Raw genomic sequence first — 25,286 nt, 5'->3', positions numbered from 1 at the left:
TCATAACCGGCCGGCAAGGGCGGTTCTACATCGTATAATCAGGTAATTTAATCAATGCTCCACCCTGTAAAGCTGATTCGTGAGCCAGAATACCCACACTCGTCCAGTTGGCCGACTGTGCTGCATTAGGGAACGGATCACGGTCTTCAACGATGGCCGATACAAATTCATGCACCATGTGCGGGTGTGAGCCCCCATGGCCGCCCCCCTGTGTAAACGACAAATGTTGCTGTTCATCCGCATCATACACACCTTTGGTCGTAAAGCCGGCAATTTCAGCAGGCAACAGCCGGCCATAATCAGGAACAGTCACTTTCTCCGGAATCTCCGGCTCTGGCTTTTTGGCAGTGTGAATAACCGGTTGGTCGTCCTCAATCAACTGCCACTCAAACGATTTTTTATCCCCATACACTTCGAAACTCTCCCGGTATTGCCGGGCCACGTCGAACAGCGACCGATAGACATAAGCCGACAAATCGCTGTTCTTAAATTTAATATGCGCCGACTCGACCGCAAACGGCGAGTTGTGAATTTTGGCCAACTCTTCCCGAATGGTGCCCGATCCAAAGCAAGACACATAATCGGCCTCGAGTTTAAGCAAACCCGCTACGGGTCCTACGCAGTGGGTTGCGTAGTGCATGGGAGGCAGACCGGGCCAGTAGTCGGGCCACCCATCCATATCCTGCTGGTGGCTGGCTTTCAGAAACTGCACTTTCCCGAGTTCGCCCTTTTCATATAACTCTTTCACAAACAGAAACTCGCGGCTATACACCACTGTCTCCATCATCATGTATTTTTTACCTGACTCCTTACAGGCCTTCACGATTTCCATACACTCCTCCACGGTCGTTGCCATAGGCACCGTACAGGCGACGTGTTTGCCGGCCCGCAGGGCTTTCAGGCTCTGCTCGGCATGGTTAGGGATGGGTGAATTGATGTGGACAGCATCAATGGCTGGGTCGGCCAGCAATTCGTCGTAGTTACTGTAGCGTTTTTCAATGCCATACGCATCACCTATTTCGTTTAGTCTTTCGACGTTACGCTGGCAAATGGCATACATATTGGTGTTAGGATGCCGCTGGTAAATTGGAATAAATTCGGCCCCGAATCCGAGTCCGACAATAGCGATGTTAATCATACTTAAAGAGCGAATGAGTAAATAAGCGAAAGCTGAAGAGATACCAGATTACATGAACAAAATAGAGTTATGACGCGATCAATTCGCTCTTTCGCTCCGCCCCGGCGACCCGGTTCACGCTCTCGCTCTTTATGAAGGCAAGTCCGTCTATAGCCAACTGCTCGGGCGATTCGAACATAGGCCGAAAAATATGCGTGGCAGCTGCCAGTTCGGGCGGATTCGGGCCGAACGCTTCGATAGCAATCGGCCCTTCGTAGTTAATGTCTTTCAACACGCTAAACACATCGTTGAAGTTGACATGGCCCCTACCGGGTGTGGAACGATCATTTTCTGAAATCTGTACATGAACCAGATACGGTGCACATGTACGTAAGGCATCGCCTATGTTTTTCTCCTCGATATTGGCATGGAAGGTGTCGAAAGCAGCCCGGCAGTTAGGGTGGTCAACGGCTTCTACATACCGTACCAGATCGTCGGCGCAGGTCAGCAAATAGGTTTCAAACCGGTTCAGGTATTCGGCAGCCAACACAACGCCCTTCGTTTGCGCGTAATCAGCTACCTCACGCATACTGGTCACCGACCAGTTCCACTCATCGGCTGTAGCGGGCTTACCCGTAAACATCTTGAAGCCCGCATAAAATGGTCCCATCAGGATTGGCGCACCAACCACGGCACAGCAGTCAATAACTTGTTTCAGGTGTGTGATACCCGCCTGACGAACCGACGCATCAGGGCTTATCAGGTTATGCTCCGAGCCACAAAGCGTGCAAGCCTGAACCCCCAAACCTACTTCGTTAAGTTGCTGACCAATGCGCGTCCATTTCTCGATGTTACCCGGCGTGTTGATTGGGATTTCAACGAAATCGAAGCCACTTCGTTTTAGGAACGCGAACGTACCAGCCAACTCTTCGTCCATCGACATTGTCCAGACGAACATATTCATTCCTACCTTATTCATATTCGTTCCATAAAAAATCAAACAAATATAAATACTCCTTATCTTCGCCGTTTAGCCTTGATTAGCTAATTTCAACTCTATTTTTGCCTATTTTATAATTATTACCCGTAATTTGTGTTAAAAACCAACTACTGAATGAAACAGCCTCTCCGTAAAGACCTTGAACCCGTTGCGGCTTCATTCATTGTAAAAAAACTAGTGGAGCCTCACTTTGACCCCAACTGGCATTTCCACCCGCAATACCAGTTGTTTCTGGTGGAAGAAGGGACGGGAACCCGCTTTATTGGTGATTCAATTAAGCCGTTTGGTCCCGGCGATCTGGTTTTTCTGGGCCCAAACCTGCCGCATCTTTGGCGAAGTGACCAGGTTTACTTTGATCGGCAGTCAACCTTAAAAACCCGGGGCATTGTCGTTTACTTTACCGAAGATTTTCTGGGAAACGATTTCTTTACCAGGCAGGAAATGGCACCGATTCGTCAATTGCTCGATCAGGCCCGGCAAGGTCTTGAATGGACGAAAGATACGCGCAGTCGGGCAGAAATGGCCCTTCATAACCTAACCAATCAAGCCGTTGGCTTCGATCGGGTGCTCGGCCTGCTAACGTTGCTGAACGACCTTTCACGGGCCACCGATTACCGGCACTTGACCAGTCCAGGGTATACGAACACTGTGAAGCCCACTGAAACCGACCGAATGCAGTTGGTACATGATTATGTGTTGGGGCACTTTCCGGACGATCTCAGCCTGGATACCATTGCCGATCTTGCGGGTATGACATCACCCGCTTTTTGTCGGTATTTTAAAACACGGGCTAACAAAACCTTTTCCGAATTTGTCTCCGAGGTTCGTATTGGGCATGCCTGTAAATTACTGATGGATGGAAAACTAAACATCACCCAGATCAGCTTTGAGAGTGGATTTCGAACCCTGTCGAACTTCAACCGACAATTCAAGGATATTACCGGCCAGACGCCGTCGGCCTACGTAAAAACATACCGACAACTATAACAAAGCGGCTTACCCGTTTAGGGGTAAGCCGCTTTGTTATAAGAAGCTAAGTGAAGTTTAATACAAAGTAGTCGTTCCTTCTGGCTCCCGCACCACAACGCCCTCCTGAATAAAGGCAAGCAAGTCGGCCGTTAAGCGATCTTTCTCCGTAATGAACAAGCCGTGAGGAGCGCCATCATAAACGATGTACTGCGCGTTTGGCAAGGCGTTGGCGGTTCGTTCGCCCGATGCCTCGATGGGCACCGTCTTATCGGCATCACCATGAATAATCAACGCAGGCACCCGAATCTGCGCTAGATCATCCCGAAAATCCGTCTGAGAAAACGACTTAGCGCATTCGAGCGTCGCCTTATGAGACGCCACATAAGCGCGGGCAAAATCACCATCAAGGTGGGCCTGACTCACGGGTTGACTAAGCAGGCTTACACCATAAAATTGCTTGCCAAATGTTTGCAGGAAAGCTGCCCGGTCTTTCTGAATATTCTCGGCTATCTCGTCAAAGACATCCTGGTCGACGCCGTCTGGATTATCATCTGTTTTGAGCAGATAAGGCGTTACGGCACTTACGAAGGCTACTTTGGCTACCCGTGCACCACCATGACGGCTCATGTACCGGGCTACTTCGCCCCCGCCCATCGAAAAGCCCACCAGCGTTACATTCTGCAGGTTCAACTCGTCGAGAACAGCTTTCAGATCATCGGCCAGCGTGTCGTAATCATATCCATCCCAGGGCTGGCTCGACTTACCAAAACCCCGACGATCATAAGCCACCACCCGAAGGCCGTGTGCGGGTAGTTCGGCCAGTTGGTAATCCCACATTTCGTGGCTCAAGGGCCAGCCATGAATCAGCACAACCGTTGCCCCGGCAGCGCCCGTACTGGTTCCTAAATCCTGATAAAAGAGTTTAATGTCATTCCCGGACGCATCAGTTCCTGCTTTGATGTAGCTCATAACGTAAGGTTTTTCTAGTTGAGTTATTCTATTCAGCAAATAGAACTGTAATGGCAGGGAATAGTTAGAACTAAATCGCTATTTCAGGTATTTTCGCTGAGTAACGCCATACACGTTCACATAAGTACGCCCTGAAATACCTCGTCCAGACGCGATACAGGCTTTATGTTTATTTTGTACCCTTTTGTGTCCAGCCCTTTTAGATTGTACTTTGAAATAAACATCTGCTTAAAACCCAGCTTTTCGGCTTCGGCAATGCGGGATTCGATGCGGCTCACGGCACGCACCTCACCCCCTAATCCGATCTCGGCCGCAAAGGCCACCGACGGCGGAATCGCAATGTCTTCATAACTAGACACGATAGCCGCACAAACGGCCAGGTCAATGGCGGGGTCTTCTACCCGTAAGCCACCGGCAATGTTGAGGAATACATCCTGCTGACCAAGCCGGAAGCCACCGCGTTTCTCCAGAACAGCCAGTAGCATATTCAACCGCTTGGCGTCGAATCCCGTGCTGCTGCGCTGTGGCGTGCCATACGTAGCGACGCTTACCAGCGCCTGGCTCTCGATCATCAGCGGCCGGTTTCCTTCCAGCATTGACCCAATGGTGACGCCACTCAGCGCTTCGTCGCGCTGGGAGATCAGAATCTCGGACGGGTTTGTAACTTGCCGAAGCCCGTTGCCCAGCATTTCATAAATGCCCAGTTCATCGGTGCTCCCGAAACGGTTTTTATTAGTCCGTAAAATTCGGTAGGTGGTATGCCGGTCTCCTTCAAAGGTAAGTACGGTATCGACCATGTGTTCCAGTACTTTGGGGCCAGCCAACGTTCCTTCTTTAGTAATGTGACCAATCATAAATACAGGCACGCCACTTTCTTTAGCATACTTCATGAACTCGGTCGCACATTCACGTACCTGCGACACGCTTCCCGCACCAGACTCTACCAGCGACGACTGCATGGTTTGAATGGAGTCGATGATCAGAATTTCGGGTTCAAAATGCTCCGCTACCCGAAAGATATTCTGGGTGGAGGTTTCGGTCATCACATGGCAATCGCTGGTTGGCGCATCCAGACGTTCAGCCCGCATCTTGATCTGCTGCTCACTTTCTTCGCCCGATACGTACAACACACGCATGCCCGACAGGCTAAGGGCAATTTGCAGCAACAGAGTCGACTTTCCGATGCCCGGCTCACCACCAATCAGAACGAGTGATCCGGCCACAATACCGCCACCCAATACCCGATTCAGTTCATTATCGACGGTATAGATTCGTGGTTGTTCTTCGTAATTGATCGCGTGAAGCGCTTTGGGCTTAGCCGCTACTTTCAGGCCACCCGGCCCGGCCGATGGGCTGCGCCAGCCACCTTTTTCGGGTTCGTCTTTCTGAACGACTTCCTCTACAATACTATTCCACTCGCCACACGACGGGCAGCGCCCCATCCATTTTGCGGACTGGTGTCCGCAATTTTGACAGAAAAAAGTAGTTTTTAACTTGGCCATTTGGTGCTATATGACTTGTCGGCAAACCGCCCTGACAATATTCGTTGGGATGAATTTACAGAACCAATTAAACCCTTTTAACAGGAGATAATCCAACCGGCAGACATCGCTTCAGCGACTCATTTTATATCGGTTGTTCGGTAAATAGAGAACGCCGTTCGCTCGAAATAAGTTGGTTTCCCGTACCGTCCATGCTCAAATATCGTTTACTAACAAGTACATTATTCTACCAACAAGAATGAAAAAAATCCTGCTTTTCGCATCACTCACGATTCTGCCTGCTCTATCATTTGCTCAGGGTGGTTTTCAAATTGGCATCAAGGGAGGTGTTAATCTTTCCCGGCTCAGCTTTGGCAATTTCATTAACACAAGCGCCAATCCCAATGGCTCGCCAAACGTAAGCATTGATGGCCAGACTTTCCGAAACAACTTGAGCGACAGCTTCAACAGCAAAACGGGTACGTCATTTGGTATTTATACCCGCTTCGGTAAAAATCTGTTTATTCAACCCGAGTTACTTTACTCAACCCGAGCGGGGCAGTTTGGCGTTATCCGCAATGGCCAGACAGAGACGGTTACGGTGACAACAACCAGTTTCGATGTTCCCCTCCTGCTCGGTATTAAAGGCGGTCCCATTCGGGTGATGGCGGGTCCAGTCATTTCGTTCCGGATTGATGATAACCAGAAGTTGGGCCAGGCCCTGAGTCAGTATACAAGTGGTAGCTTAAACGATGCCTGGGCTAAAGCCTATTATGGGTATCAGGTGGGTGGCGGCCTCGACCTGGGCTCCTTTGGTCTCGATGTTCGGTACGAAGGAAACCTCTCTGATATTGCCCAAATTGAAGATAGCCAGGGTAAATTCAGCCAACGCCTGAAATCGTGGCAGGTTACGCTGGCCTACCGGCTATTTTAGACGTGGTACGTTAACGTATTACGTTAATGAAACAAATCAAGACTTGCTTAAAATGAGACGTGGCTGACGCACGAAGAATACTTTCGCGTCAGCCACGTCTCATTTTCTATTTTTCAAATGTCTAGTTCAACAACTTGAGCCAGTATTGGGCTAATTGCTGGGTAATATCCTTCATGCGCCGACGCGAGATCGCCACTTCCCGACCATCGGCCATTCGTACTTGCCGTTCGCGGTTGAAGATGTTGCGCTGAACGTAGGCCAGATTAACGATATATGATTTATGAATACGCAGGAACAGAGAGCCATCCAGCGTTTTTTCGAACTCTTTCAGGGTTTTTGATACCAGATACCGCTTGCGGTCACGGGTATGCAGAAACGTATAGTTCCCTTCTCCCTGTAAACACAGGATATCATCGACCGAAATGAAAATTGTACGATTCAAATAAGGCAGCGCAATACGCTGGGTACCACGCTGATATGACGTTGGAAATTGTGGAACAACAGCAAGTGGTTGTACAGAGGAGAAAATTGAAGCTTCCATAGTAGAGAATAGTTTTGGTTCAGTATTTAATATGAAGCAAAACTACTTTATGGGCGCTGGTTCAAAAAAGATAGCCTGATCGACAAGGGCTGCTCAAAAGAGGTAACCAGTTGCAAATCAGGCTATTGCACTAAACATAGTGCATAGGTTCGGGTGGATTTACCCACCCTATTGCGTAAAACTACGCAGTGCTCATATGTGCTATTTACGGGCACTTTTCGGGTAAAACCCATTTCCGTTCGTTAGCTAACGGCAATTGGCCGAAAATCGCGAATGCGGTCAACAAATACCTGAGCCCGACGGCGGGAAATTTTCACTTGTTGGCCATCCGTCAATTCAAGTTCACCTTCTTTTTTGATAAAAAACTTACGAACAAAACCTAGGTTTACAATGCAGGATTTATGCACCCGAACGAACGCCTGTCCATCAAGTAATGTTTCGTATTCTTTTAACGTACGGGAGACCAACATTTTAGTCCCGTCTTTCAAAAAGAAATTTGTGTAATTGCCACAACCTTCCAGACGAACGATCTCATCAACAGATACAGTACGTTTCCGATCGTAAAAAGGGATGAGAAGTTTCTGGAGACAGGTGGAATCGGCAATTTTTTCCACACTATTGTGGAAAGGTCTGGACATACTATCAAAGAGGGAGTCGTTAACGAATGCGTTCATAGTCGTTTTATGAGATGATTGTGTATTAATAGTTAGAGGCTGACATTCAGATACTTATTGCACTATTTCGGGTTTCGAAACGGCTCCCTATATCCCCTGTCGTATTAACTATAGTTACAAGAATCAGACCTAGTTATTGAAACCCACTCATTAAGGTAAATATCTTATACATAATTCCTTATTATTCAGGCATCCTATACCGATTAATCAACAAATTAAGGGACCATTTCAGATACTTTTATAACTTTTCATATGTCGGGGGTTGTGTATTAAAAACCCCAATTAGCTCCACGTAGCTTTAGAGGTCCCTGCTCTCCTGAGTTTTGCGTACCTTTGCCAAAGCAAGTAGTGAAACACGTAGCGTATGCTGGATAAAGTAAAAGACCTACACCAGGAGATTGAGCAATTCGACATTAACACGCCGGAGAAATTAGAGCTGTTCCGGATGAAATTCATTAGCCGTAAAGGTGTTATTACGGAATTATTCGAAAGCCTTAAAAGCGTCCCACAAGCCGATCGGCGGACGATTGGGCAAGAACTGAACGGCCTTAAAAACCTGGCTCAGGAACGATTTGAGGCATCTAGCCAACTCGTTGATGAACAACGAGATTCGGCTAACAGCGCGCCCCCCGTTGATCTTACCCTGCCAACCATACCGAATTTAACCGGTACGCAGCACCCACTGAGTCTGGTTCGGCAGCGAATTATTCAGATTTTCGAACGAATTGGCTTCGATGTGGCCGACGGCCCCGAGATTGAGTCGGATTGGTACAACTTTGGTGCGCTCAATTTTCCCGACAATCACCCGGCCCGCGACATGCAGGACACATTCTTTGTCGAGAAAGCCAGTGAGGGCGCGCCATCGGATATGTTGCTCCGTACGCACACTTCCAATGTGCAAATTCGATTGATGGAACGGCAGAAATCGCGTACGGACGGGGCGCCGTTCCGGCCAATTCGCTCCATTATGCCAGGTCGGGTATACCGCAACGAAACCATTTCGGCGCGGGCGCACTGCATGTTCCACCAGGTAGAAGGAATCTATATTGATCGGAATGTAGGTTTCAAAGACCTGAAAGACACGCTCTATCATTTTGTGAAGGAGATGTTCGAACCCGGAACTCAGATACGTTTTCGGCCTTCTTACTTCCCGTTTACCGAACCGAGTGCCGAGATTGACATATCCTGTCAAATCTGCGGTGGTACGGGCTGTAACATTTGCAAGCATACGGGCTGGGTCGAAATTGCCGGTTCGGGCATGGTTGATCCACAGGTGATTGCCAACTGCGGCATCGATCCGGAAGAGTATACGGGGTTTGCCTTCGGGATGGGAATTGAGCGGATCACCCAGCTAAAGTACGTGGTGAACGACCTGCGGCTCTACACCGAAAACGACGTACGCTTCCTGCGCCAGTTTGAAGGACTTTAAATCAAATTTGAATGACCGGGCCGCCGGTCCGGTGAATGAGCGAATGAGTGAATAGCTGACGTAAGCCTTTATTCACTCATTCGCTCATTCACCATTCACTTATTCAATATGTCTCCCATCCGCCTTTCTGATCTAGCATTTACGCTCGAAGCCGTTGTTGATGAAGCGTTCGGGCAGAAGGCTGTGTGGGTTGTGGCCGAAACCAGTGATATAAAAAATTACCCTGACCGGGGCTACTGCTTTCTAACGTTAGTGGAGCGGGATGCTGCGGGAGGTTCGGGACGCGAAACACTGGCTAAACTCGAAGCCTGTATCTGGCGGAAGAATTACCACGCCATCGGCGATTTTGAGCGGGCAACAGGCGTAGCATTTGCCCGAAACATTCAACTTCTGTTGCTGGTCTCGGTAGGGTTTAGCCCGGTATATGGCTTACGGCTGGAGATTCTGAAAATCGACCCATCCTATACACTGGGCAACCTCGAACGGGAACGGCAAGCTGTACTTGATACGCTCGTCAGGAACCACCCCGATCTGGTTTGGCTCGAAGCCGGTCAATACATAACCGCCAATCAGCTCCTGCCCCGTCCGGCCGTTATCCAGCGCGTGGCGCTCATTACGGCGCCTAACTCGGATGGCTGGCGCGACTTCCGCCATGAGCTTGCTCAAAATCCATTTGGTTATGACTTTGTCGTTGACGAATACCTGACGCAGGTGCAGGGGCAAGGAGCCGAACGGGCCATTTGTGGCCAGTTGGCTCGCATCGATACCAGTGGTATACCCTATGACGCCGTTGTGATTGTGCGCGGGGGTGGCTCGCAACTGGATTTTGGCTCGTTTGATACGTATTTAATGGGGCAGACAGTGGCCGGCTTTACGATTCCGATTCTGGCAGGGATTGGCCACGAACGCAACGTAAGCATCACCGATTTGCTTTGCCACCAGAGTGTAAAAACGCCTACTAAAGCGGCTGGTTTTTTGATCGAACATAACCGCCAGTTTGAAGAAACCTGCCTTCAGTTGCGCGACCGGTTACGCGTAATTGCCCGCGATATGCTGCAAACAGCCCGTGAAGATCTGGACCGTGAAACGGAGCGACTTCGGTTTGTTTCGCAGGCTTACTTCCGCGAATGCCACACGAACCTTACTGAGAAAGCAGTTACCTTACGGCACCTTGACCCATCGAATGTGCTTCGTCGTGGCTATGCATTGTTGCTTCGTGACGGGCGGATTTTAACTCAAACCGCCGATATTCAACCGGGCGAAACACTAGAGGTACAAATGCGTGATGGCACCATTACAACGAAAGTCATTGGTTTATAAAAGCGCCATAGGCCTTTATAGGTCCTAAACGGCAGCCTCGCCAGAGCAGACTGCCCATCATATTTTATCTGACAAAAACGAATGACTTACCAGGAAGCATACGACCAGCTCAGCACGCTGGTTTATGAAATTGAAAACGAGGAAGTGCCACTCGATGAGCTACCCGGCAAGATTCGGTTAGCGACTGAACTGATTACTTTTTGTCAGGATCGGCTCCGGGCCGTTGAAACGGAATATCAGGAAGTTATCGAACGACTGCCCAAACGTTAACAAAAGGAATTTATTAACGCCCTATGTGTAACCTTTGCCAAACCTTACCTAATTTTAAGCCCGGGGTCAATATACTAAGGTGCTCAGCGTCGTTTTAGGGTATGAGGTAGTAGACAGCACCATTTTGCCTGATCGAGTCGTTATTCTATGAATTTATTTGCCAATCTAACTACTGTTTTCAATCCGGAGGTTTTGTCGCGTATTGCCGATTACATCGACGAACCCATCGAAAAAACCAGCAAAGCCGTTGATGGCCTTGTGTATACCATTATGGGCGGGCTGATGAAACGCACAACGAGTGAAATTGGCGTCAATCAGCTATATAACCACATCCAGAAAGGCCGTTATGACGGCGGTCCCCTTGATAATCTGGTTACGGTTCTCCGCGACCCCGCTTATACAAATACACTTATTACGCAGGGCAATGAGGTAATCAGTCATTTGCTGCCCGCCATGAAAAGCTCGATTGGCAGCATGATTTCGAGCTATGCCGGTATCCGTAATTCATCCGCTATCTCGTTGCTGGGCCTAACAACCACCCTTGTTCTTCATGTACTTGGCAAACAGGTAAAAGATCAAAAACTGGATGCCGATGGCTTAGCCTCCGCCCTTTTCGCCGAACGGGAAACACTGGTCAATAATGTTCCCGAAGAATTCATGCCCCGGCTGGTTGAGAAAGTTGGCCTTCAGCAGGTGGTAGCCGGACTGGCCACACCCGCCCGACGCACAACCGTCGAAGCGTCCGGCCGGACCGTTTCCACTGCCACACGGCCGGCGATTAGTTACGACCTTACGGACGACTCAGATAACGATAATGGGGCGTTGACTAAATGGGGTGTTGGGGCACTCATCGCCGTTGCGCTTGCTTTTGGAGGGTATTATCTTTATCAAAATACCCAGAAATATTCGAACGACGGACAGGACACGACCGACGTTGCATCCGTGTCAAGCGATACCATTCAGGCTGATACCGTCACCCGGTCGCTTGCGGTGCCAAAGGAACCCGTCGCTAAAACAGCGCCGAAATCAACGTCAGCCGCTTCTGCTTCCTTAGCGCCCGCAACCAGCGCTACGGGCCTCGCTTCGGCTACTGGTACAGGCAGTTTAGCTCAGCAAATGACACCTTATCTGGGCAATGCGGCACTACCCAAGGGGCGTGTATTTCCCTTAACGGGCATCGCTTTTCAGCCAGGGTCGTTGTCTCTGACACCCGGCTCACAGGCGACCGTCACGGAACTGGCGACCCTGCTGAAAACTTACCCTCAATTACAGGTATTGCTAGTTGGTTACGCCAACGATGCACAGGGCGATTTCACCAATAAAAGCCTGTCCTTCAAACGGGTCAATGTAATCAAACAGCAGTTGGTAACCTCCGGCATTAACTTCCAGCGGATCGACGCCATTGGACGGGGAACAGGCGTTGCTAAAAATGATACATCGGGCGTCCCCAAACCAACCATGCGCAAGATTATGCTGAAGGTTGTCTCGAAATAAACGATAAACGAACTGATGAACAGCAACGGCTTCTCTGGCAACGGAGGAGCCGTTTTGGCTAAGATGCCTTTCCGGGAAACTTGCTGAACACCTTAGCAACCGCTTCGTTTATTTGCTCGGGCGTCACGCCTTTCTTACTCAGTATACTCGATACCGCAGCATCCCAAAGCAGGTTTTCCCGGCGGGAATCGACGATGTGTAAACTGAGCGTACCTTCCCGATACGTGCCAACCGGCACTTCCTGACTTTGCCAGTGATACCGACGCTGCCCGATATAGCGTGGGGCTTCATAGATTGTGGTTGGGCGCGTCTGCGTTTTTTCGTTGACCACCGTGCCAATATTCACCAGCAAATCGGGCTGGCCTGCTATGGGGTCTCCAGTCACTTGCTGATACCCACGATTAACCAGTTCCACCGCGACGGCTCGCTTTACCTGTTCCATCATTGCCTGATAAGTTGTACCGGGGCTAGGGTCAATTCGGCTGGTATCAATAAACGCAAATGTTCGGTAGGTCGACCAGTTGGCCGAGCCATCCTGTTCATTTTTGACGATCCGGTAACTGGAGCAGCCAGCGACTACACTAATCAGCACAAGCAGAAGAGCAACGACTGTTTTCATAACACTTTATTTTGTGACTTATGAACGCACGATAAAGCCATTTTGTGTTAAAAATTTAGACTCTAGGCTGCTTACAAACGGTCGATCATCGAAACAACTTTCGATGGTTGCAGTTCCATAAGGGTGTGTATACTCCACTAACTAATTACACGTATGAATCCAGAAACAGGAAAAACTGCTCTTATAACTGGGGCTTCCAGCGGAATCGGTCAGGAACTGGCCAAACTCTTTGCACAGGATGGCTATAACTTAGTTTTAGTAGGCCGTAGTGACGACAAACTGGATCGGTTGGGCGAAGTCTTTAAAAGTAATTACGGCACCCAGCAAATTACGGTCATTCACAAAGACCTGGCCCAGGAAGATGCCGCTCAGGATGTATATGATCAGATAAAAGCAAAAGGCATCATTGTCAATGTGCTGGTCAATGATGCGGGCGTTGGCCTCTATGGGCTGTTCGCTACCGACACGGACTGGGAGCGTGAAAAGTCGATGATTCACCTCAACGTGCTGTCATTAACCCAAATGACCAAGCTGTTCCTGTATGACATGCTGGCGCGTAATGAAGGAAAAATCCTGAATCTGGCCTCGCTCCTATCCATCACGCCAACACCCCTAATGGCTGTTTATGCAGGTACAAAAGCTTACGTTTACAACTTTACACAGTCGCTGGTGAACGAGTTGAAAGATACCAATGTGACCATTACGGCTCTCCTGCCGAATGCGACAGATACGGATTTTTTCAACAAAGCCGATGCTGAAAACACGAAAGTAACCGACGAACTGCAGGACCCTGTTATGGTGGCTAAGGCAGGTTACGATGCGCTCATGGCCGGTAAGCCTAAGATAGTGCCTGGCGGCTTCAAAAATAAATCGTATGAAGTTATGGCCTATGTGGCTCCACAGGAAACGCTGGCCGCGCTGATGCGCGATAAGATGTCGCAGAAACCCGATCCGGAAGAAAAAGAAGCGTCCATATCCCTGGCTTGGGGTATTGGCTTTGGCATCGCCGTTATTGCCGGAATCGCCCTGACAATTGGTTATAAAAACACCAGCGACTTTCAGAGAGCACGCTACCGTTACAAAGCTAAATCAATAGGTGACTCCTTATCAGACACCCTGTCTTCAGTACTGAATACAGCCGTAAGCAGCGTCGTTGAGGCTTATCAGACAACGAAAGAGAAAGCGCAGAAACTAGCCGATAAGGAGCAAGAGGTACAGGAAGAAGTAGTCGCATAAACTAGTCAACCACCCCAATCAAATTCTGAAACGGATTGGGGTGTCTTTACTCCCGTTCAATTTATCATGAAAAACTCATCGTTTTGGCGTATTGCAACGGCCATCTTTGCCGTTGGCAGTATACTGTATACAACGACATCCAGCAGCCGCTCCCGGCAGCAGAGTAAGGAACGGCATGAAGCTGGTCAGGAAGGGTCAGAATACGAGTACGATGTACCGGTTGAATACCAGAACGTATTCGAGAAAAACATGATCGTTCCCGCAGGCTGGTCATTTGGCATTGTGTGGTCTACGGTCTATTCCGGCTTAGCAGCCCTGATGGTTCATCAGGCATTACGTTCACAGGAATACAATCCACGGTACCAGAAGGCGTTGCCCTGGTGGTGGACAAGCTGGACACTCAATGCCCTTTTCGGCCGCTTCTTTTCGCAGAACGACCCACAAAGCATTATCATTTCCGACCTTGTGACGAAGTTCAATTTACCAGCGGCCCTGGCGCTGCACCAGAGTCTGGAAATTGGTAAAACAGATGTTCCCGCTCCCGAGAAATACCTTCGTATTCCCGTAAGTCTCTATGCGGGCTGGCTTACGGCGGCTACGGTAGTGGGCACGCCCAACACACTACTGACGGTCAATGCCTGGGAGCCTGATGAAGAGCGGGACGAACCCATTTCGGCCGGAATTCTGGCGGCCACTGCCGCTGTTGGCTATCTGATTGCCCGCCGACTCAACGATCCCTGGTACATGTTGCCGTTCGTAGCGGGATTCGGTGGTATCGCAACGCGTCAGTTGAAAAAAGAGCCGGTTGTTGGCTGGACAGGAGCTATTCTGGCATCTGCCTATGCGGGTCTACTTGCTTACTGGTTACCGAAGGGCAAATTCCACGCGTACGATCGACTCATCGTTCACGATACCGAAGCCGAAGTGCTGGCCGATCCCGTCGAAACCTGGGAACCACACCGAGCGGCCATTGCCCGGGAACGAATGAAACCGATTGAAGCCGAAGGGCTTGATTAATACGAAAGCCGCCCTGCGTTAACGCAGGGCGGCTTTTTTTCGCTTTGTACGAACCCATCCAATAACGACATTATGGCTTAAAAAACACCGTCTTGGCGCTTTTCCCCGCCAAAATGTCCGAAAAAACAGCCCGGCCCGCGATTTGTTAGTATAAGGTTATCTAATAAACAATCAAATCGAACCAGCTAACTGGAACGAGCAAACCGCCCTATACCATCATGGACTTCAAAAATTACACCATAAAAGCACAGGAGGTCGTGCAGAAGGCGTCGGAGATCGCCCTGGGCAACGGCCAGCAAGGGATCGAAACTGGGCACTTACTCCAAGCGATTCTGTCGGAAGATGAGAACGTTATTGGTTTCGTCGCTAAAAAAGCAGGAATCAATATAAAAAATACCAGCGGTGCTCTGGAGGCTATCCTGACCACCTATCCCAAAGTATCGGGAGGCAACGGGAGCGTATACCTATCGAATGATACGGCCACTGCTTTAGCTAAGGCCAGCAGTTATACCAAAGAATTTGGCGACGAATTTGTGAGTGTCGAGCTGATGTTTTTGGGACTAATGGCCGGTAAAGACCAAATTGCAACGTTATTGAAAGATGCCGGTTTTAATGAAAAACAAACGAAAGCGGCTATCAACGAACTTAGAAAAGGAAATTCGGTGAAAGATCAGAACGCAGAAGCTAAATATCAATCCCTGGAACGGTTCAGTATCAACCTGAACGAACGGGCGCGAACGGGCAAAATTGACCCGGTCATTGGTCGCGATGAAGAAATTCGGCGGGTACTGCAGATTTTGAGCCGCCGGACCAAAAACAACCCGATCCTGCTGGGCGAGCCGGGCGTTGGTAAAACTGCCATCGTTGAAGGCCTGGCTCAACGAATCGTATCGGGCGACGTTCCGGAAAACCTCAAAACCAAAACCATCGTCTCGCTCGACATGGGCCTGCTTATAGCAGGTGCTAAATACAAAGGCGAGTTTGAAGAACGGTTGAAGGCCGTTATTAAGGAAGTTACGGACTCCGATGGCCAGATCATTCTGTTCATCGACGAGATTCATACACTCATTGGGGCGGGTGCCGGTGGCGAAGGCGCGATGGACGCAGCCAACCTGCTGAAACCCGCTTTGTCGCGTGGAGAGTTGCATACGATTGGTGCTACCACGCTGAAAGAGTACCAAAAATATATTGAGAAAGATAAGGCGCTCGAACGCCGGTTTCAGGCCGTTATGGTCGACGAGCCCGACACAGCCGATGCCATTTCGATTCTGCGCGGCATCAAAGAAAAATACGAACTGCACCACGGTGTTCGGATTAAAGATGATGCGGTTATTGCCGCCGTTGAACTGTCGACACGGTACATAACCGATCGTTTTCTGCCCGATAAAGCCATTGACCTGATGGACGAAGCGGCTGCCAAACTGCGGCTGGAAATGGATTCGGTTCCCGAAGAACTCGATGAACTGAATCGCCGGATCATGCAGCTGGAAATTGAGCGCGAGGCCATCCGTCGTGAAAACGACAAGGAAAAAGAAACGATGCTGAATAAGCAGATCGAAGACCTCAGCGAGCAACGTAATGATCTGAAAGCCAAGTGGGAGTCAGAAAAAGAGTCGGTTAATGAAGGCCGGACGCTGAAAGAACAACTCGATCAGCTTCGTTTTGAAGCCGATCAGGCCGAACGCTCCGGCGATTACGGTAAAGTAGCCGAAATTCGGTACGGTCGTATTCCCGAAATTGAAACGAAGCTCAACACACTGACGAAAGAAGGTGCTGGTCAGGACAATTCTGAGCGAATGATGCAGGAAGAAGTCAGCGCCGACGATATTGCCGAGGTAGTGGCTAAGTGGACTGGCATTCCGGTGTCGAAAATGCTGCAGAGCGACCGCGAGAAACTGCTCAATCTGGAGAAAGAACTGGGCAAACGCGTAGCCGGACAAGCCGAAGCCATAGAGGTTGTAGCCGACGCAGTCCGTCGGAGCCGGGCCGGTATGCAAGACCCCAAACGGCCAATTGGTTCGTTTATCTTCCTGGGCACCACGGGTGTTGGTAAAACCGAAGTTGCCCGGACGCTGGCCGAGTATCTGTTCAATGATGAAAATGCGCTGGTCCGGATCGATATGTCAGAGTATCAGGAGCGCCACGCCGTGAGCCGCCTGATTGGTGCCCCTCCGGGCTATGTAGGCTACGACGAAGGAGGTCAATTGACCGAAGCCGTCCGCCGGAAACCCTACTCGGTTGTGTTGCTTGACGAAATCGAAAAAGCACACCCCGATGTCTGGAACATCCTGCTGCAAGTACTCGATGAAGGGCGCTTGACGGACAACAAAGGCCGTGTAGCCAACTTCAAGAACACGATTATCATCATGACCTCCAACATCGGCAGCCACCTGATTCAGGAGAAGTTTACAGAAGATGAGGGCTGGAACCACTCGCTGGTGCTGGAAGAAGCCAAAGCAGCCGTACTGGAGTTGCTACGCCAAACGATACGTCCCGAATTCCTGAACCGGATTGACGAGATTGTGATGTTCGAACCGCTGACGAAGGCCAATATCCGCAAAATTGTGGACATTCAGTTCCGTCAGATCAAGCAACGCCTGAACGAAAACGGTGTCCAGCTCGATGCTACCGACGAGGTACTGGACAAACTGGGCGAAGAAGGCTTCGATCCGCAGTTTGGTGCCCGTCCGCTGAAGCGTGTGTTGCAACGCCGGGTACTCAACGAACTCTCGAAGAGTATTTTGTCGGGCGAAGTCAAGAAAGACTCTGTTGTACTCATGGAGCTCAACAGCGACGGCGAAATCGCCTTCACGAATCTGGATGCAGAGATTGAGTTGTAATGAATTGATATACAGAAGCCCGGCTACTGAGAAGTGGCCGGGCTTTTTTGTATAGTGCTCATCCTTGATTTTAATAAAAGGTAGTGTTTACAGAAGCAGTCACTTATGAAAATGCGCCATGATAGCGTATGCGAAAAATGACACTTATTCAGTTCACATTCGTTATCTTCATAAAAACTTAGCCTGTGTATGATAGCCGATAAATTAAGTCCATTGCAATTGGAACTACTGAAAGTGTATTCATTCCAGCCTTCAGATCAGGATTTGCAGGCAGTTAAGAAGCTCTTAGCCGATTATTTCTCAAACAAGTTAGTCAATAATGTGGCTAAAGCGGTTGACGAAAAAGGCATTTCACAGGACGACTTAGATCGATGGTTGAATGAATAGACTACGTCTTGTGCTTGATACGAATGTCTTTTTAGTCTCGCTGGCTCCATAATATAAGTACCACTGGATTTACGAATGTATCATACAAGACAAATTTGATCTGTGTTTATCAACGGAAATTTTGCTAGAATATGAAGAAATTATTCAGCAACGATACGGGCTAACGACTGCAGATGCCAAACTAAGTTATTTACTCCTACTACCAAATGTCTACACGATAAATCCTTCATACCGTTGGAATCTTATTGAGAACGATAAGGATGACAACAAATTTGTAGACAGTTTTGTGGCTGCCAACGCCGATTATATTATCGGTAATGATAGGCATTTCAATGGATTAAACACCATTGGTTTCCCGCCAATACGGGTCTTGACATATGAAGAATTTGAGGAAATCTATAAGAAGCAATTACTAGGCTGACCGTTCTCTTTTAAGACTACTTTGCTAACCCATCTCGCCGGGCGCGATCCCGTACACGTTGAGCCCGGCTCTGGCTGTCGGGGTGGTCCGATACAAGCGAAGCCAACTTGCCCCCCTGCGCCCCACCGCTCAGCTTAGCCAATTTCTCAAATGAGGTAGCCAATGCCAGCACATTGTACCCATTGCGCTTTAGGAAGTCATAGCTGTAATCGTCCGCTTCGGTTTCCTGCTGGCGACTGAATTTGGCGCTTATCAGGTAATCAGCTACGCTACCCAATTGTGATTGAGCCACTTTGCTCACTGTACCTGAACCCGAGGATAGTGCATCGCGTAAAGCTGACGTTTGAAGTCCTCTTTTCATCGCATCCTTGGAATCATGGTTGATGACGTGCCCAATTTCGTGTCCCATAACGGCCAGCAATTCGTTATCGGTCATGATGTCCATGAGCCCTTTGAAGACACGCACGCTACCATCCGCAGTTGCAAACGCATTGACATCGGGCACTTTGTACACTTTAAAATTGAGGGGTAATCCACCTATGGTGTGATGGCGGCTGACGATTTTATTTAACCGTAATGTGTACGGATCGTTTGGAGCAGCTACTGGATTTTTAGCATCCATTTCTTTTATCGCCTGGCGAGATAAGTCGGCAACCTGGGCGTCGGAAACAGTAGCCGAACTAACAGCTTCCATCAATGCCTGCATCAGGCTAGGTTTGGTGGTCGTTTGAGCCTGACTTACGAATGGTAGCCAAGCCATGACAAAAATTTGTGATGCGATGCGTTTCATAAGCTGAGTTTTTGAGTGAATAAAGGGTTTCTTTTGGTAACAAATTCATTCTATAGACATGACAAATGCCTAAAAGTTTATTACAAGGATAAAATCAGGGAGATTTTGCCGTCTTACTTAGCTCCATTAAGCAAGAATAGTAACCTTATGCGCTATCAGCAAAGGCTGATTTTCAGTTAGATTTGCCTGAAGGTAAATCGTTTGGCATTTTTGTTTCTGAAAGGAATACTTTTCTTATAAATCCAATAACCAGATCATTAAATGAAAGAGCAATCACGGAGAAGTTTTGTAAAGAAAAGCGTTGCCGCCGGCTTAGGCGCTGGGCTTCCATCCGTTACAAACGCCCCTAAAGAATTATTTGTCCACCATGTGCTATTTTATTTAAAAAACGCTGGTAATGAAGCTGATAAAGCCAAATTATTGGAGGGGTTGAATAAACTGGCCAAATGCCCTACCATCAAGATGGTGCATATTGGTACACCCGCAGCAACGAACCGCGATGTCATTGAGCGGTCTTATGCTTATTCGTGGTTGTGCTTTTTCGACAGCCCCGCCGACGAAGAGGCCTACCAGAAACACCCCATCCACGATGATTTTCGAAAAAACTATGCCTCGCTCTGGGAAAAAGTAGTCATTTATGATTCAATAGGACCGAAGCGATAATTTTCCTTAAGCTGGGTGCCTGCGGATTTTCTTTGGTGTCTGCAGACACCCAACCACACATTAAGTAGCCATACCGACCGTCTGCCCATCGGTGGGCGCGACGGCAACGGGTTGTGTACTCTTACCACGCGTCAACGAAATAAGGGCTCCTGTCAACACCAGACTTGCCATGGTGAGATAAGCATAGTGCATGCCCAAAAGCTGAGCCGTTGTAGCCTCAGGCGTAACCTCATGCGCCAGGGCATACCGATTGCGGGTACTGTACCAAACGGCAGCGGCCAGTGCAATACCAACCACAAACCCCAAATTGCGCATAAAGGCAATCATACTACTGGCAATACCGCGCTGTTCCAGGGGAGCTGCATTGAGCGCACTGCTACTATTGGGCGACTGAAATAAACCAAAGCCCAAACTCACTAACGCACTTCGCCAGATAACATCTTTCCAGTCCCAACTGGCATCCAGAAAAGAAAAAGCGAAATAGCCACCAGCCGTAATCAATAAGCCAAAACTCGATAACCACCGGGTGCTGACACGACTGGACAGATAGCCGCCCAGGGGAGCAATAACGCTGAGCGTTAACGGACCCGCTAACAAAACCAAACCAGCCCGCTCAGGATTGAAGGCCAGTATCTGTTGCAAAAAGAAGGGAATCACGAATAGGTTGCTGCCCGAAGCAATGAATCCGCAAAAGGCGGCCAGGATAGCGGCCGTAAAAGGCCGAATGCGGAACAGGTTGAGTCGTAACATGGGCTCCTTAACGCGCATTTCCCAAATCAGAAAAAGCACCAGCAGAATACCCCCCACCGATAGCAGTCCGACAACGAGCGGATCATTCCAGCCGTAACGAGGTTCCGGGCCAAAATCCAGTCCAGTGAGTAAAGTAGTTACACCTACCAGAAACAACCCAGCGCCAACCAGATCGAACCGCTGACCCGTCACTTTAGGACTTGCAGGTAGGATGGTCCATGCCCGCCAGATAGCCAGTAAGCCAATAGGAACGTTTACAAAAAATATACTCGACCAGCCAAACTTACCGAGCAAAAATCCGCCAATGACGGGGCCTGCACTGGAACCGGCGGCCACAATGGACCCCATTATACCCAGCGCCTGGCCCCGCTCCTGAGGGGCAAAGGTATCGCTGATAATGGCCGGGCCAACGGCATAAATCATGGACGCGCCGATTCCCTGAAGTACCCGAAACCCCACCAGCGACCACAAGTTCCAGGCTAGTCCGCAAAGCAGCGACCCGAGCACAAACACGCAGAAACCCGTTATGTACAACTGTCGGCGGCCAACCCAGTCCGATAGTTTGCCCATAATGAGAAGCGTGCTGGTCGTTGTCAGCAGGTAACACAACACAATCCACTCCACGCTATCGCCAGCACCCAGCTCCCGACGGATGGTAGGCAGGGCAATGTTAACAATACTGCTGTCGAGGGTGGACATGAACGTACCAAACATGATCGTTCCCAAAATAATCCACTTGTTGGGCGACGACGATGCAGTGGTTGAAACAGGCGGTACAGACACAGGTAAATCAGGTTAATTCTGGAACGTAACTGGCTAAATAAGCCGGTTGTTCAGTACATGTACACGATAATTTGATATGAATCGGGCATTCGTTCATCAATTGTCCGCCGATTTCTTATCTTACTACGCTCATTCAACAATCTCTTTTCTACTACAACCTGATGAAAACATCCCGACGTACTTTTTTGCACAAAACCACCCAAAGCGGGCTGGCACTTCTGTCGACGGGGAGTCTGGCCACCGAAGCTGTACTCCACTCAAAATCGACCGACACTCCTTTATTGCATGATTTCACTGCCCAGGCGCCACTAAAGCCCGATCACGTCGTTCGCTCGTTACCCGAGAACATGGTTTGGGGTTATTTTGGGGCGGATGTTCCGCCAGTTTATAAAGTAAAGGATGGCGATGTAGTCGAAATTCAAACCGTCAATCCGTCGGGCGTGAGCCGCACGAACCCGGAAGAGTTTTATACGAAAAACAACTTACCCCTCGATCAGCACGCGCAGGAAGTCATTGCCATTATGAAAAATGTGAAACCCGAGCCGTCGGGTATTCGCGGGCACATGCTCACCGGCCCCGTTTACATCGATGGGGCCCAACCCGGCGATAGTCTCGAAATTCGGATCCTCGACTTAACCTTTCCGGCAGGCTTTGGGGTCAACAGTGTTTGGCCGGGCGGAGGTGGCATACCCGATGAGGTTAAAACCCGCGAAACATTTGTTTACCGCTACGACGCCAAACGGAAAACGGGTTCACTAAAAGAAGGCGTCGATATTCCCCTCAAGCCATTCATGGGCGTTATGGCTTTGTCACCACCTGCCGATATGGGGCGCCAGAGTTCGATTCCACCTGGATTTTTCGGCGGCAATCTGGATATCAAGCATTTGGTCAAAGGCACAACTTTACACCTCCCCGTCTCGGTACCGGGCGGGCTGTTTACAACCGGCGATGGACATGGCGCACAGGGAAATGGCGAAGTGAGTGGCGTTGCGATAGAAACCGCCATTAACCTCACCGTCAAGTTTATCGTTCATAAAGGCAAAACGCTGAAGCAACCACGGGCCGAAACTCCAACTCACTTCATTGCCGTTGGCCTGGACAAAGACCTCAACAAAGCCATGAAGAATGCGCTCTCCGAGGCCTGCGCGTTTATTAAGGATGAACTCGGCTTTACCTTCAACGAAGCCCTGTCCATTGCCAGCACGGGCGTCGACTTTGAAGTCAGCCAGGTAGTCGATCAGACCCTTGGCGTTCATGCCATGATTCCCAAGTCGATCTTTACAAAGAAGAAATTTGAGTACTGGTCGTAACGTGGATCGCACGGGCGCCCCGATCTTGTCCGCGTCACTTTGCCACCACCTGCACAACATACGTGCGAAGGGGCTGTCCGCTTCCGGCGGCATTCATAGGCTTGGCCGAGAATGTAACATTTGCCGTACCGACGGTCACCCCTTTTATCTGGAAAACCGTTGGACCAGCGCCCGTGCGCTTAAGCGTGTCAACGGCTGGGGCCAGTTGCTGCCTGGACACTTCTACAACTTCCTGATTATCTGATGTACCAATTAACTCCAGTGAATTATCGCCACGACTGGGGACTGAGATTTCTTTAATTTCTCCAACGGAAACCCGGAGCTTTTTTTGAGAACCGGCTCCCGACTGGCTACTTTTGCTACAGGCAAAAAAGGTGGCGGTCAAGCAAATAAGCCAAACGAATGGAGTCGCCCGGCGCAGCCAGGTACGAACGAAAAATACGAGTGATAACGTCATTGAGGTCGCCATACCGGTATAACTGGCTAACGGCCCCAACGGTTTAAATCTGGTCACTCTTGCTCTAATCAGGCCAGCTTTGGGGCGTTACTTTGCTTTTCGCTGGTAGAAAACAAAGCCATTTTCCTCACCGGTTTTTCGAACATCGGGCAGTGAATCCAGAAGCGTAGGTTGCTCGCTGGCTTTGCGAATGAACAGCACATCTTTGTCGATTCGACCCCGAAGAAGCCATTCGTCATCATACGATTTTGGATTTGTGACCGGTGGTTTCCGGGTATAAAAATAAGGACCATAACTATGATACCCGTAGGTTCGCACGTAGACGTTCTGCCCCTGGGCCCGTTCGAAAAAACGCATGGCCGCATCCTGCGAAATTCCTTCGATCCGGCCAATAAAAAACCAGAGCGTCAAGGTGATAAAGACGGCCATTCCCCCAAAAAGCGTTAAGGATGCCCGCGCTGTTTCACGCTGGTTGAACCAGATGATGGCCAGGATTAGGATAAACAACAACCAGATACCCGGCAATACTTCCCAGCCAGTCCAGTTCACCTTCGCATCCAGGTTACCCTGCGTAAACGCATCCTGATCCGCATACGATTTCACAATGTCCATGCGATGAGCCAGGATGGGCAACCCAACAATGGCTGCTACGTAAATACCCCCGACCACAAGCAAGCCCGCCCGCATCCAGTTGTTAAACTGTATTTTTCGCTCTTCCAATTGCATCAGTGTCAGAGCCGCAAAGTAGGTTAGGGGGAAATAACACAGGGATGAATAGTGCACAATTTTCGACTGCACGATGCTAAAGAGCACTAACACAACCCAGAATAGGATGAGCATCCACTTCCGAAACTCCCGCTGGTAGTTTCGTTCAATAAACAGCGACCCAAAGGCACGAATACCGAAAATAGACGCCGGAAAACAACCTACTAATAGAATGATGACATGATAGGCCGGAAAGCCAACATGACCGGCATCGGGCGTACTAAACAGCCGAAACTGATAGGCCAGAAAATTACGCATCAACTCAGGGCCATGCAGGAAAATGTCCAGCCCGTACCACAACAGCGATACGAAGGCCGCGGCCACCGAAAAAACCAGAAATTGTACAGGAGAAATAAACCACCGGAAGCGGCTTAGCATCCAGTAAACGAGTAGTACCAGACACACGATGAGGTAAGCTACCGGTCCTTTGGTCATAATACCCAGGCCTAATACCAGGCCCCCAATCAGGATGTAGGACCACTCATTTTTGGGTACGGTCATCGCCCCCCCAAGGCGTTCACGCTTCCAGGACGCAAAAATCAGGTTAACTAGACCCACGAAAATAAACAGGTTGAAGAAGGGGTCAATAATGCCCGAGCGGAAGTACAGATGGGGCGTTACCGACCCCAGATAAGCCAGCGCCCACAACCAGCCAAAACGATGCCCGTGTAGTTTTTGGCCAAGGTTGTAGAGGTAAACCAGTGTGATGATACCACAAATGGCATTAGGCAGCCGGGCCGAAAATTCATTGATACCAAAGAGATTCATCATGGCCGACTGAAACCAGAAAAACAGGGGTGGCTTTTCGTAAAACGGCTTAAAATCTATGTGAACGTGCAGGTAATCACCCAAGGCAATCATTTCACGGGCGCACTCGGCAAAGTTGATTTCGTCCCAGTCGAAAAGGCGGACGCCCCCCAGAAACGGGATGAAAAACAAGGCCCCTGTAACGACCAGCACCAACGAATAAAAAAGTTTTTGATTCATTAAGGAAGTATAAAATGTCAATAATGAGCTCCTTTCACTGGAAAAGAACGCGTAAAAATAGCC

Annotated in this window: 24 protein-coding genes; 13 read left to right on the top strand and 11 right to left on the bottom strand. The window is 49.4% G+C overall.

Going from position 1 to position 25,286, the window contains the following annotated elements:
* Positions 1–25: 25 nt before the first annotated feature.
* Together SD10_RS06000 and SD10_RS05995 are read right to left on the bottom strand one after the other, a co-directional pair.
* The gene (locus SD10_RS06000; RefSeq protein ID WP_046376126.1) at positions 26–1,138 is read right to left on the bottom strand and encodes a Gfo/Idh/MocA family protein; all 1,113 of its coding nucleotides are present in this window, start codon (positions 1,136–1,138) and stop codon (positions 26–28) included.
* Between the two features lie 67 nt (positions 1,139–1,205).
* Positions 1,206–2,096 (bottom strand): sugar phosphate isomerase/epimerase family protein, encoded by an 891-nt coding sequence (locus SD10_RS05995; RefSeq protein ID WP_046579117.1) that lies wholly within the window; start codon positions 2,094–2,096, stop codon positions 1,206–1,208.
* A 135-nt stretch (positions 2,097–2,231) separates the two neighbouring features.
* Between SD10_RS05995 and SD10_RS05990 the strand changes: the two genes are divergently transcribed.
* Positions 2,232–3,104 carry an AraC family transcriptional regulator gene (locus SD10_RS05990; RefSeq protein WP_046376125.1) on the top strand — a complete coding sequence of 291 codons (873 nt, stop codon included), beginning with the start codon at positions 2,232–2,234 and terminating at the stop codon, positions 3,102–3,104.
* A 57-nt stretch (positions 3,105–3,161) separates the two neighbouring features.
* Here SD10_RS05990 and SD10_RS05985 read toward each other — a convergent pair whose 3' ends face one another.
* Positions 3,162–4,055, bottom strand: coding sequence for an alpha/beta fold hydrolase (locus SD10_RS05985; RefSeq protein ID WP_046376124.1), 894 nt, complete (start codon positions 4,053–4,055; stop codon positions 3,162–3,164).
* Between the two features lie 116 nt (positions 4,056–4,171).
* Positions 4,172–5,557, bottom strand: a complete 1,386-nt coding sequence (radA, locus tag SD10_RS05980; protein WP_046376123.1) for a DNA repair protein RadA — start codon at positions 5,555–5,557, stop codon at positions 4,172–4,174.
* Positions 5,558–5,795: 238 nt separating this feature from the next.
* On the opposite strand from radA, the gene SD10_RS05975 reads away from it, so the two are divergent.
* The gene (locus tag SD10_RS05975) at positions 5,796–6,470 is read left to right on the top strand and encodes a porin family protein (protein ID WP_046376122.1); all 675 of its coding nucleotides are present in this window, start codon (positions 5,796–5,798) and stop codon (positions 6,468–6,470) included.
* Between the two features lie 121 nt (positions 6,471–6,591).
* On the opposite strand, the gene SD10_RS05970 is transcribed toward SD10_RS05975, so the two are convergent.
* Both SD10_RS05970 and SD10_RS05965 read right to left on the bottom strand, forming a co-directional pair.
* The gene (locus SD10_RS05970; RefSeq protein WP_046376121.1) at positions 6,592–7,011 is read right to left on the bottom strand and encodes a LytR/AlgR family response regulator transcription factor; all 420 of its coding nucleotides are present in this window, start codon (positions 7,009–7,011) and stop codon (positions 6,592–6,594) included.
* A 242-nt stretch (positions 7,012–7,253) separates the two neighbouring features.
* Positions 7,254–7,685 carry a LytR/AlgR family response regulator transcription factor gene (locus SD10_RS05965; RefSeq protein ID WP_046376120.1) on the bottom strand — a complete coding sequence of 144 codons (432 nt, stop codon included), beginning with the start codon at positions 7,683–7,685 and terminating at the stop codon, positions 7,254–7,256.
* A 364-nt stretch (positions 7,686–8,049) separates the two neighbouring features.
* On the opposite strand from SD10_RS05965, the gene pheS reads away from it, so the two are divergent.
* The 4 genes from pheS to SD10_RS05945 all read left to right on the top strand — a co-directional run bounded on the left by pheS (position 8,050) and on the right by SD10_RS05945 (position 12,198).
* Positions 8,050–9,114 (top strand): phenylalanine--tRNA ligase subunit alpha, encoded by a 1,065-nt coding sequence (gene pheS / locus SD10_RS05960; protein ID WP_046376119.1) that lies wholly within the window; start codon positions 8,050–8,052, stop codon positions 9,112–9,114.
* A 108-nt stretch (positions 9,115–9,222) separates the two neighbouring features.
* The gene (locus tag SD10_RS05955) at positions 9,223–10,434 is read left to right on the top strand and encodes an exodeoxyribonuclease VII large subunit (RefSeq protein ID WP_052731088.1); all 1,212 of its coding nucleotides are present in this window, start codon (positions 9,223–9,225) and stop codon (positions 10,432–10,434) included.
* Between the two features lie 81 nt (positions 10,435–10,515).
* Positions 10,516–10,704, top strand: a complete 189-nt coding sequence (gene xseB, locus SD10_RS05950) for an exodeoxyribonuclease VII small subunit (protein ID WP_046376117.1) — start codon at positions 10,516–10,518, stop codon at positions 10,702–10,704.
* Positions 10,705–10,851: 147 nt separating this feature from the next.
* The gene (locus SD10_RS05945; protein ID WP_046376116.1) at positions 10,852–12,198 is read left to right on the top strand and encodes a DUF937 domain-containing protein; all 1,347 of its coding nucleotides are present in this window, start codon (positions 10,852–10,854) and stop codon (positions 12,196–12,198) included.
* A 58-nt stretch (positions 12,199–12,256) separates the two neighbouring features.
* On the opposite strand, the gene SD10_RS05940 is transcribed toward SD10_RS05945, so the two are convergent.
* Positions 12,257–12,817 (bottom strand): DUF4136 domain-containing protein, encoded by a 561-nt coding sequence (locus SD10_RS05940; protein ID WP_046376115.1) that lies wholly within the window; start codon positions 12,815–12,817, stop codon positions 12,257–12,259.
* 153 nt (positions 12,818–12,970) lie between these two features.
* Here SD10_RS05940 and SD10_RS05935 point away from each other — a divergent pair, with 153 nt between their 5' ends.
* The 5 genes from SD10_RS05935 (at position 12,971) to SD10_RS05915 (ending at position 18,718) form a co-directional block, all read left to right on the top strand.
* Positions 12,971–14,053: an SDR family NAD(P)-dependent oxidoreductase gene (locus tag SD10_RS05935; protein WP_046376114.1), complete on the top strand. Its 1,083-nt coding sequence runs from the start codon at positions 12,971–12,973 to the stop codon at positions 14,051–14,053.
* 66 nt (positions 14,054–14,119) lie between these two features.
* The gene (locus tag SD10_RS05930; protein ID WP_046376113.1) at positions 14,120–15,070 is read left to right on the top strand and encodes a hypothetical protein; all 951 of its coding nucleotides are present in this window, start codon (positions 14,120–14,122) and stop codon (positions 15,068–15,070) included.
* 218 nt (positions 15,071–15,288) lie between these two features.
* On the top strand, positions 15,289–17,910 hold the full coding sequence (clpB, locus tag SD10_RS05925) for an ATP-dependent chaperone ClpB (RefSeq protein WP_046376112.1): 2,622 nt from the start codon (positions 15,289–15,291) through the stop codon (positions 17,908–17,910).
* A gap of 189 nt (positions 17,911–18,099) precedes the next feature.
* The gene (locus SD10_RS05920; protein ID WP_046376111.1) at positions 18,100–18,297 is read left to right on the top strand and encodes a hypothetical protein; all 198 of its coding nucleotides are present in this window, start codon (positions 18,100–18,102) and stop codon (positions 18,295–18,297) included.
* Between the two features lie 121 nt (positions 18,298–18,418).
* Positions 18,419–18,718 (top strand): PIN domain-containing protein, encoded by a 300-nt coding sequence (locus SD10_RS05915; RefSeq protein WP_052731087.1) that lies wholly within the window; start codon positions 18,419–18,421, stop codon positions 18,716–18,718.
* Between the two features lie 16 nt (positions 18,719–18,734).
* On the opposite strand, the gene SD10_RS05910 is transcribed toward SD10_RS05915, so the two are convergent.
* The gene (locus tag SD10_RS05910) at positions 18,735–19,508 is read right to left on the bottom strand and encodes a M48 family metallopeptidase (protein WP_046376110.1); all 774 of its coding nucleotides are present in this window, start codon (positions 19,506–19,508) and stop codon (positions 18,735–18,737) included.
* 261 nt (positions 19,509–19,769) lie between these two features.
* On the opposite strand from SD10_RS05910, the gene SD10_RS05905 reads away from it, so the two are divergent.
* Positions 19,770–20,171, top strand: a complete 402-nt coding sequence (locus tag SD10_RS05905; protein WP_046376109.1) for a Dabb family protein — start codon at positions 19,770–19,772, stop codon at positions 20,169–20,171.
* A 60-nt stretch (positions 20,172–20,231) separates the two neighbouring features.
* Here the strand turns inward: SD10_RS05905 and SD10_RS05900 are convergent, their stop codons facing one another.
* Positions 20,232–21,704, bottom strand: a complete 1,473-nt coding sequence (locus SD10_RS05900; protein ID WP_227699156.1) for an MFS transporter — start codon at positions 21,702–21,704, stop codon at positions 20,232–20,234.
* A 161-nt stretch (positions 21,705–21,865) separates the two neighbouring features.
* On the opposite strand from SD10_RS05900, the gene SD10_RS05895 reads away from it, so the two are divergent.
* Positions 21,866–23,014, top strand: a complete 1,149-nt coding sequence (locus tag SD10_RS05895) for an acetamidase/formamidase family protein (protein ID WP_046376107.1) — start codon at positions 21,866–21,868, stop codon at positions 23,012–23,014.
* Positions 23,015–23,048: 34 nt separating this feature from the next.
* On the opposite strand, the gene SD10_RS05890 is transcribed toward SD10_RS05895, so the two are convergent.
* Together SD10_RS05890 and SD10_RS05885 are read right to left on the bottom strand one after the other, a co-directional pair.
* Positions 23,049–23,471, bottom strand: coding sequence for a hypothetical protein (locus SD10_RS05890; RefSeq protein ID WP_227699155.1), 423 nt, complete (start codon positions 23,469–23,471; stop codon positions 23,049–23,051).
* Positions 23,472–23,558: 87 nt separating this feature from the next.
* Positions 23,559–25,223, bottom strand: coding sequence for an ArnT family glycosyltransferase (locus SD10_RS05885; protein ID WP_046376106.1), 1,665 nt, complete (start codon positions 25,221–25,223; stop codon positions 23,559–23,561).
* Between the last annotated feature and the right edge of the window lie 63 nt (positions 25,224–25,286).

It is taken from the genome of Spirosoma radiotolerans, from assembly GCF_000974425.1.
In the GTDB taxonomy this organism is placed as follows: Bacteria; Bacteroidota; Bacteroidia; order Cytophagales; family Spirosomataceae; genus Spirosoma; species Spirosoma radiotolerans.
This window is presented reverse-complemented; position numbering and strand designations above follow the sequence as displayed.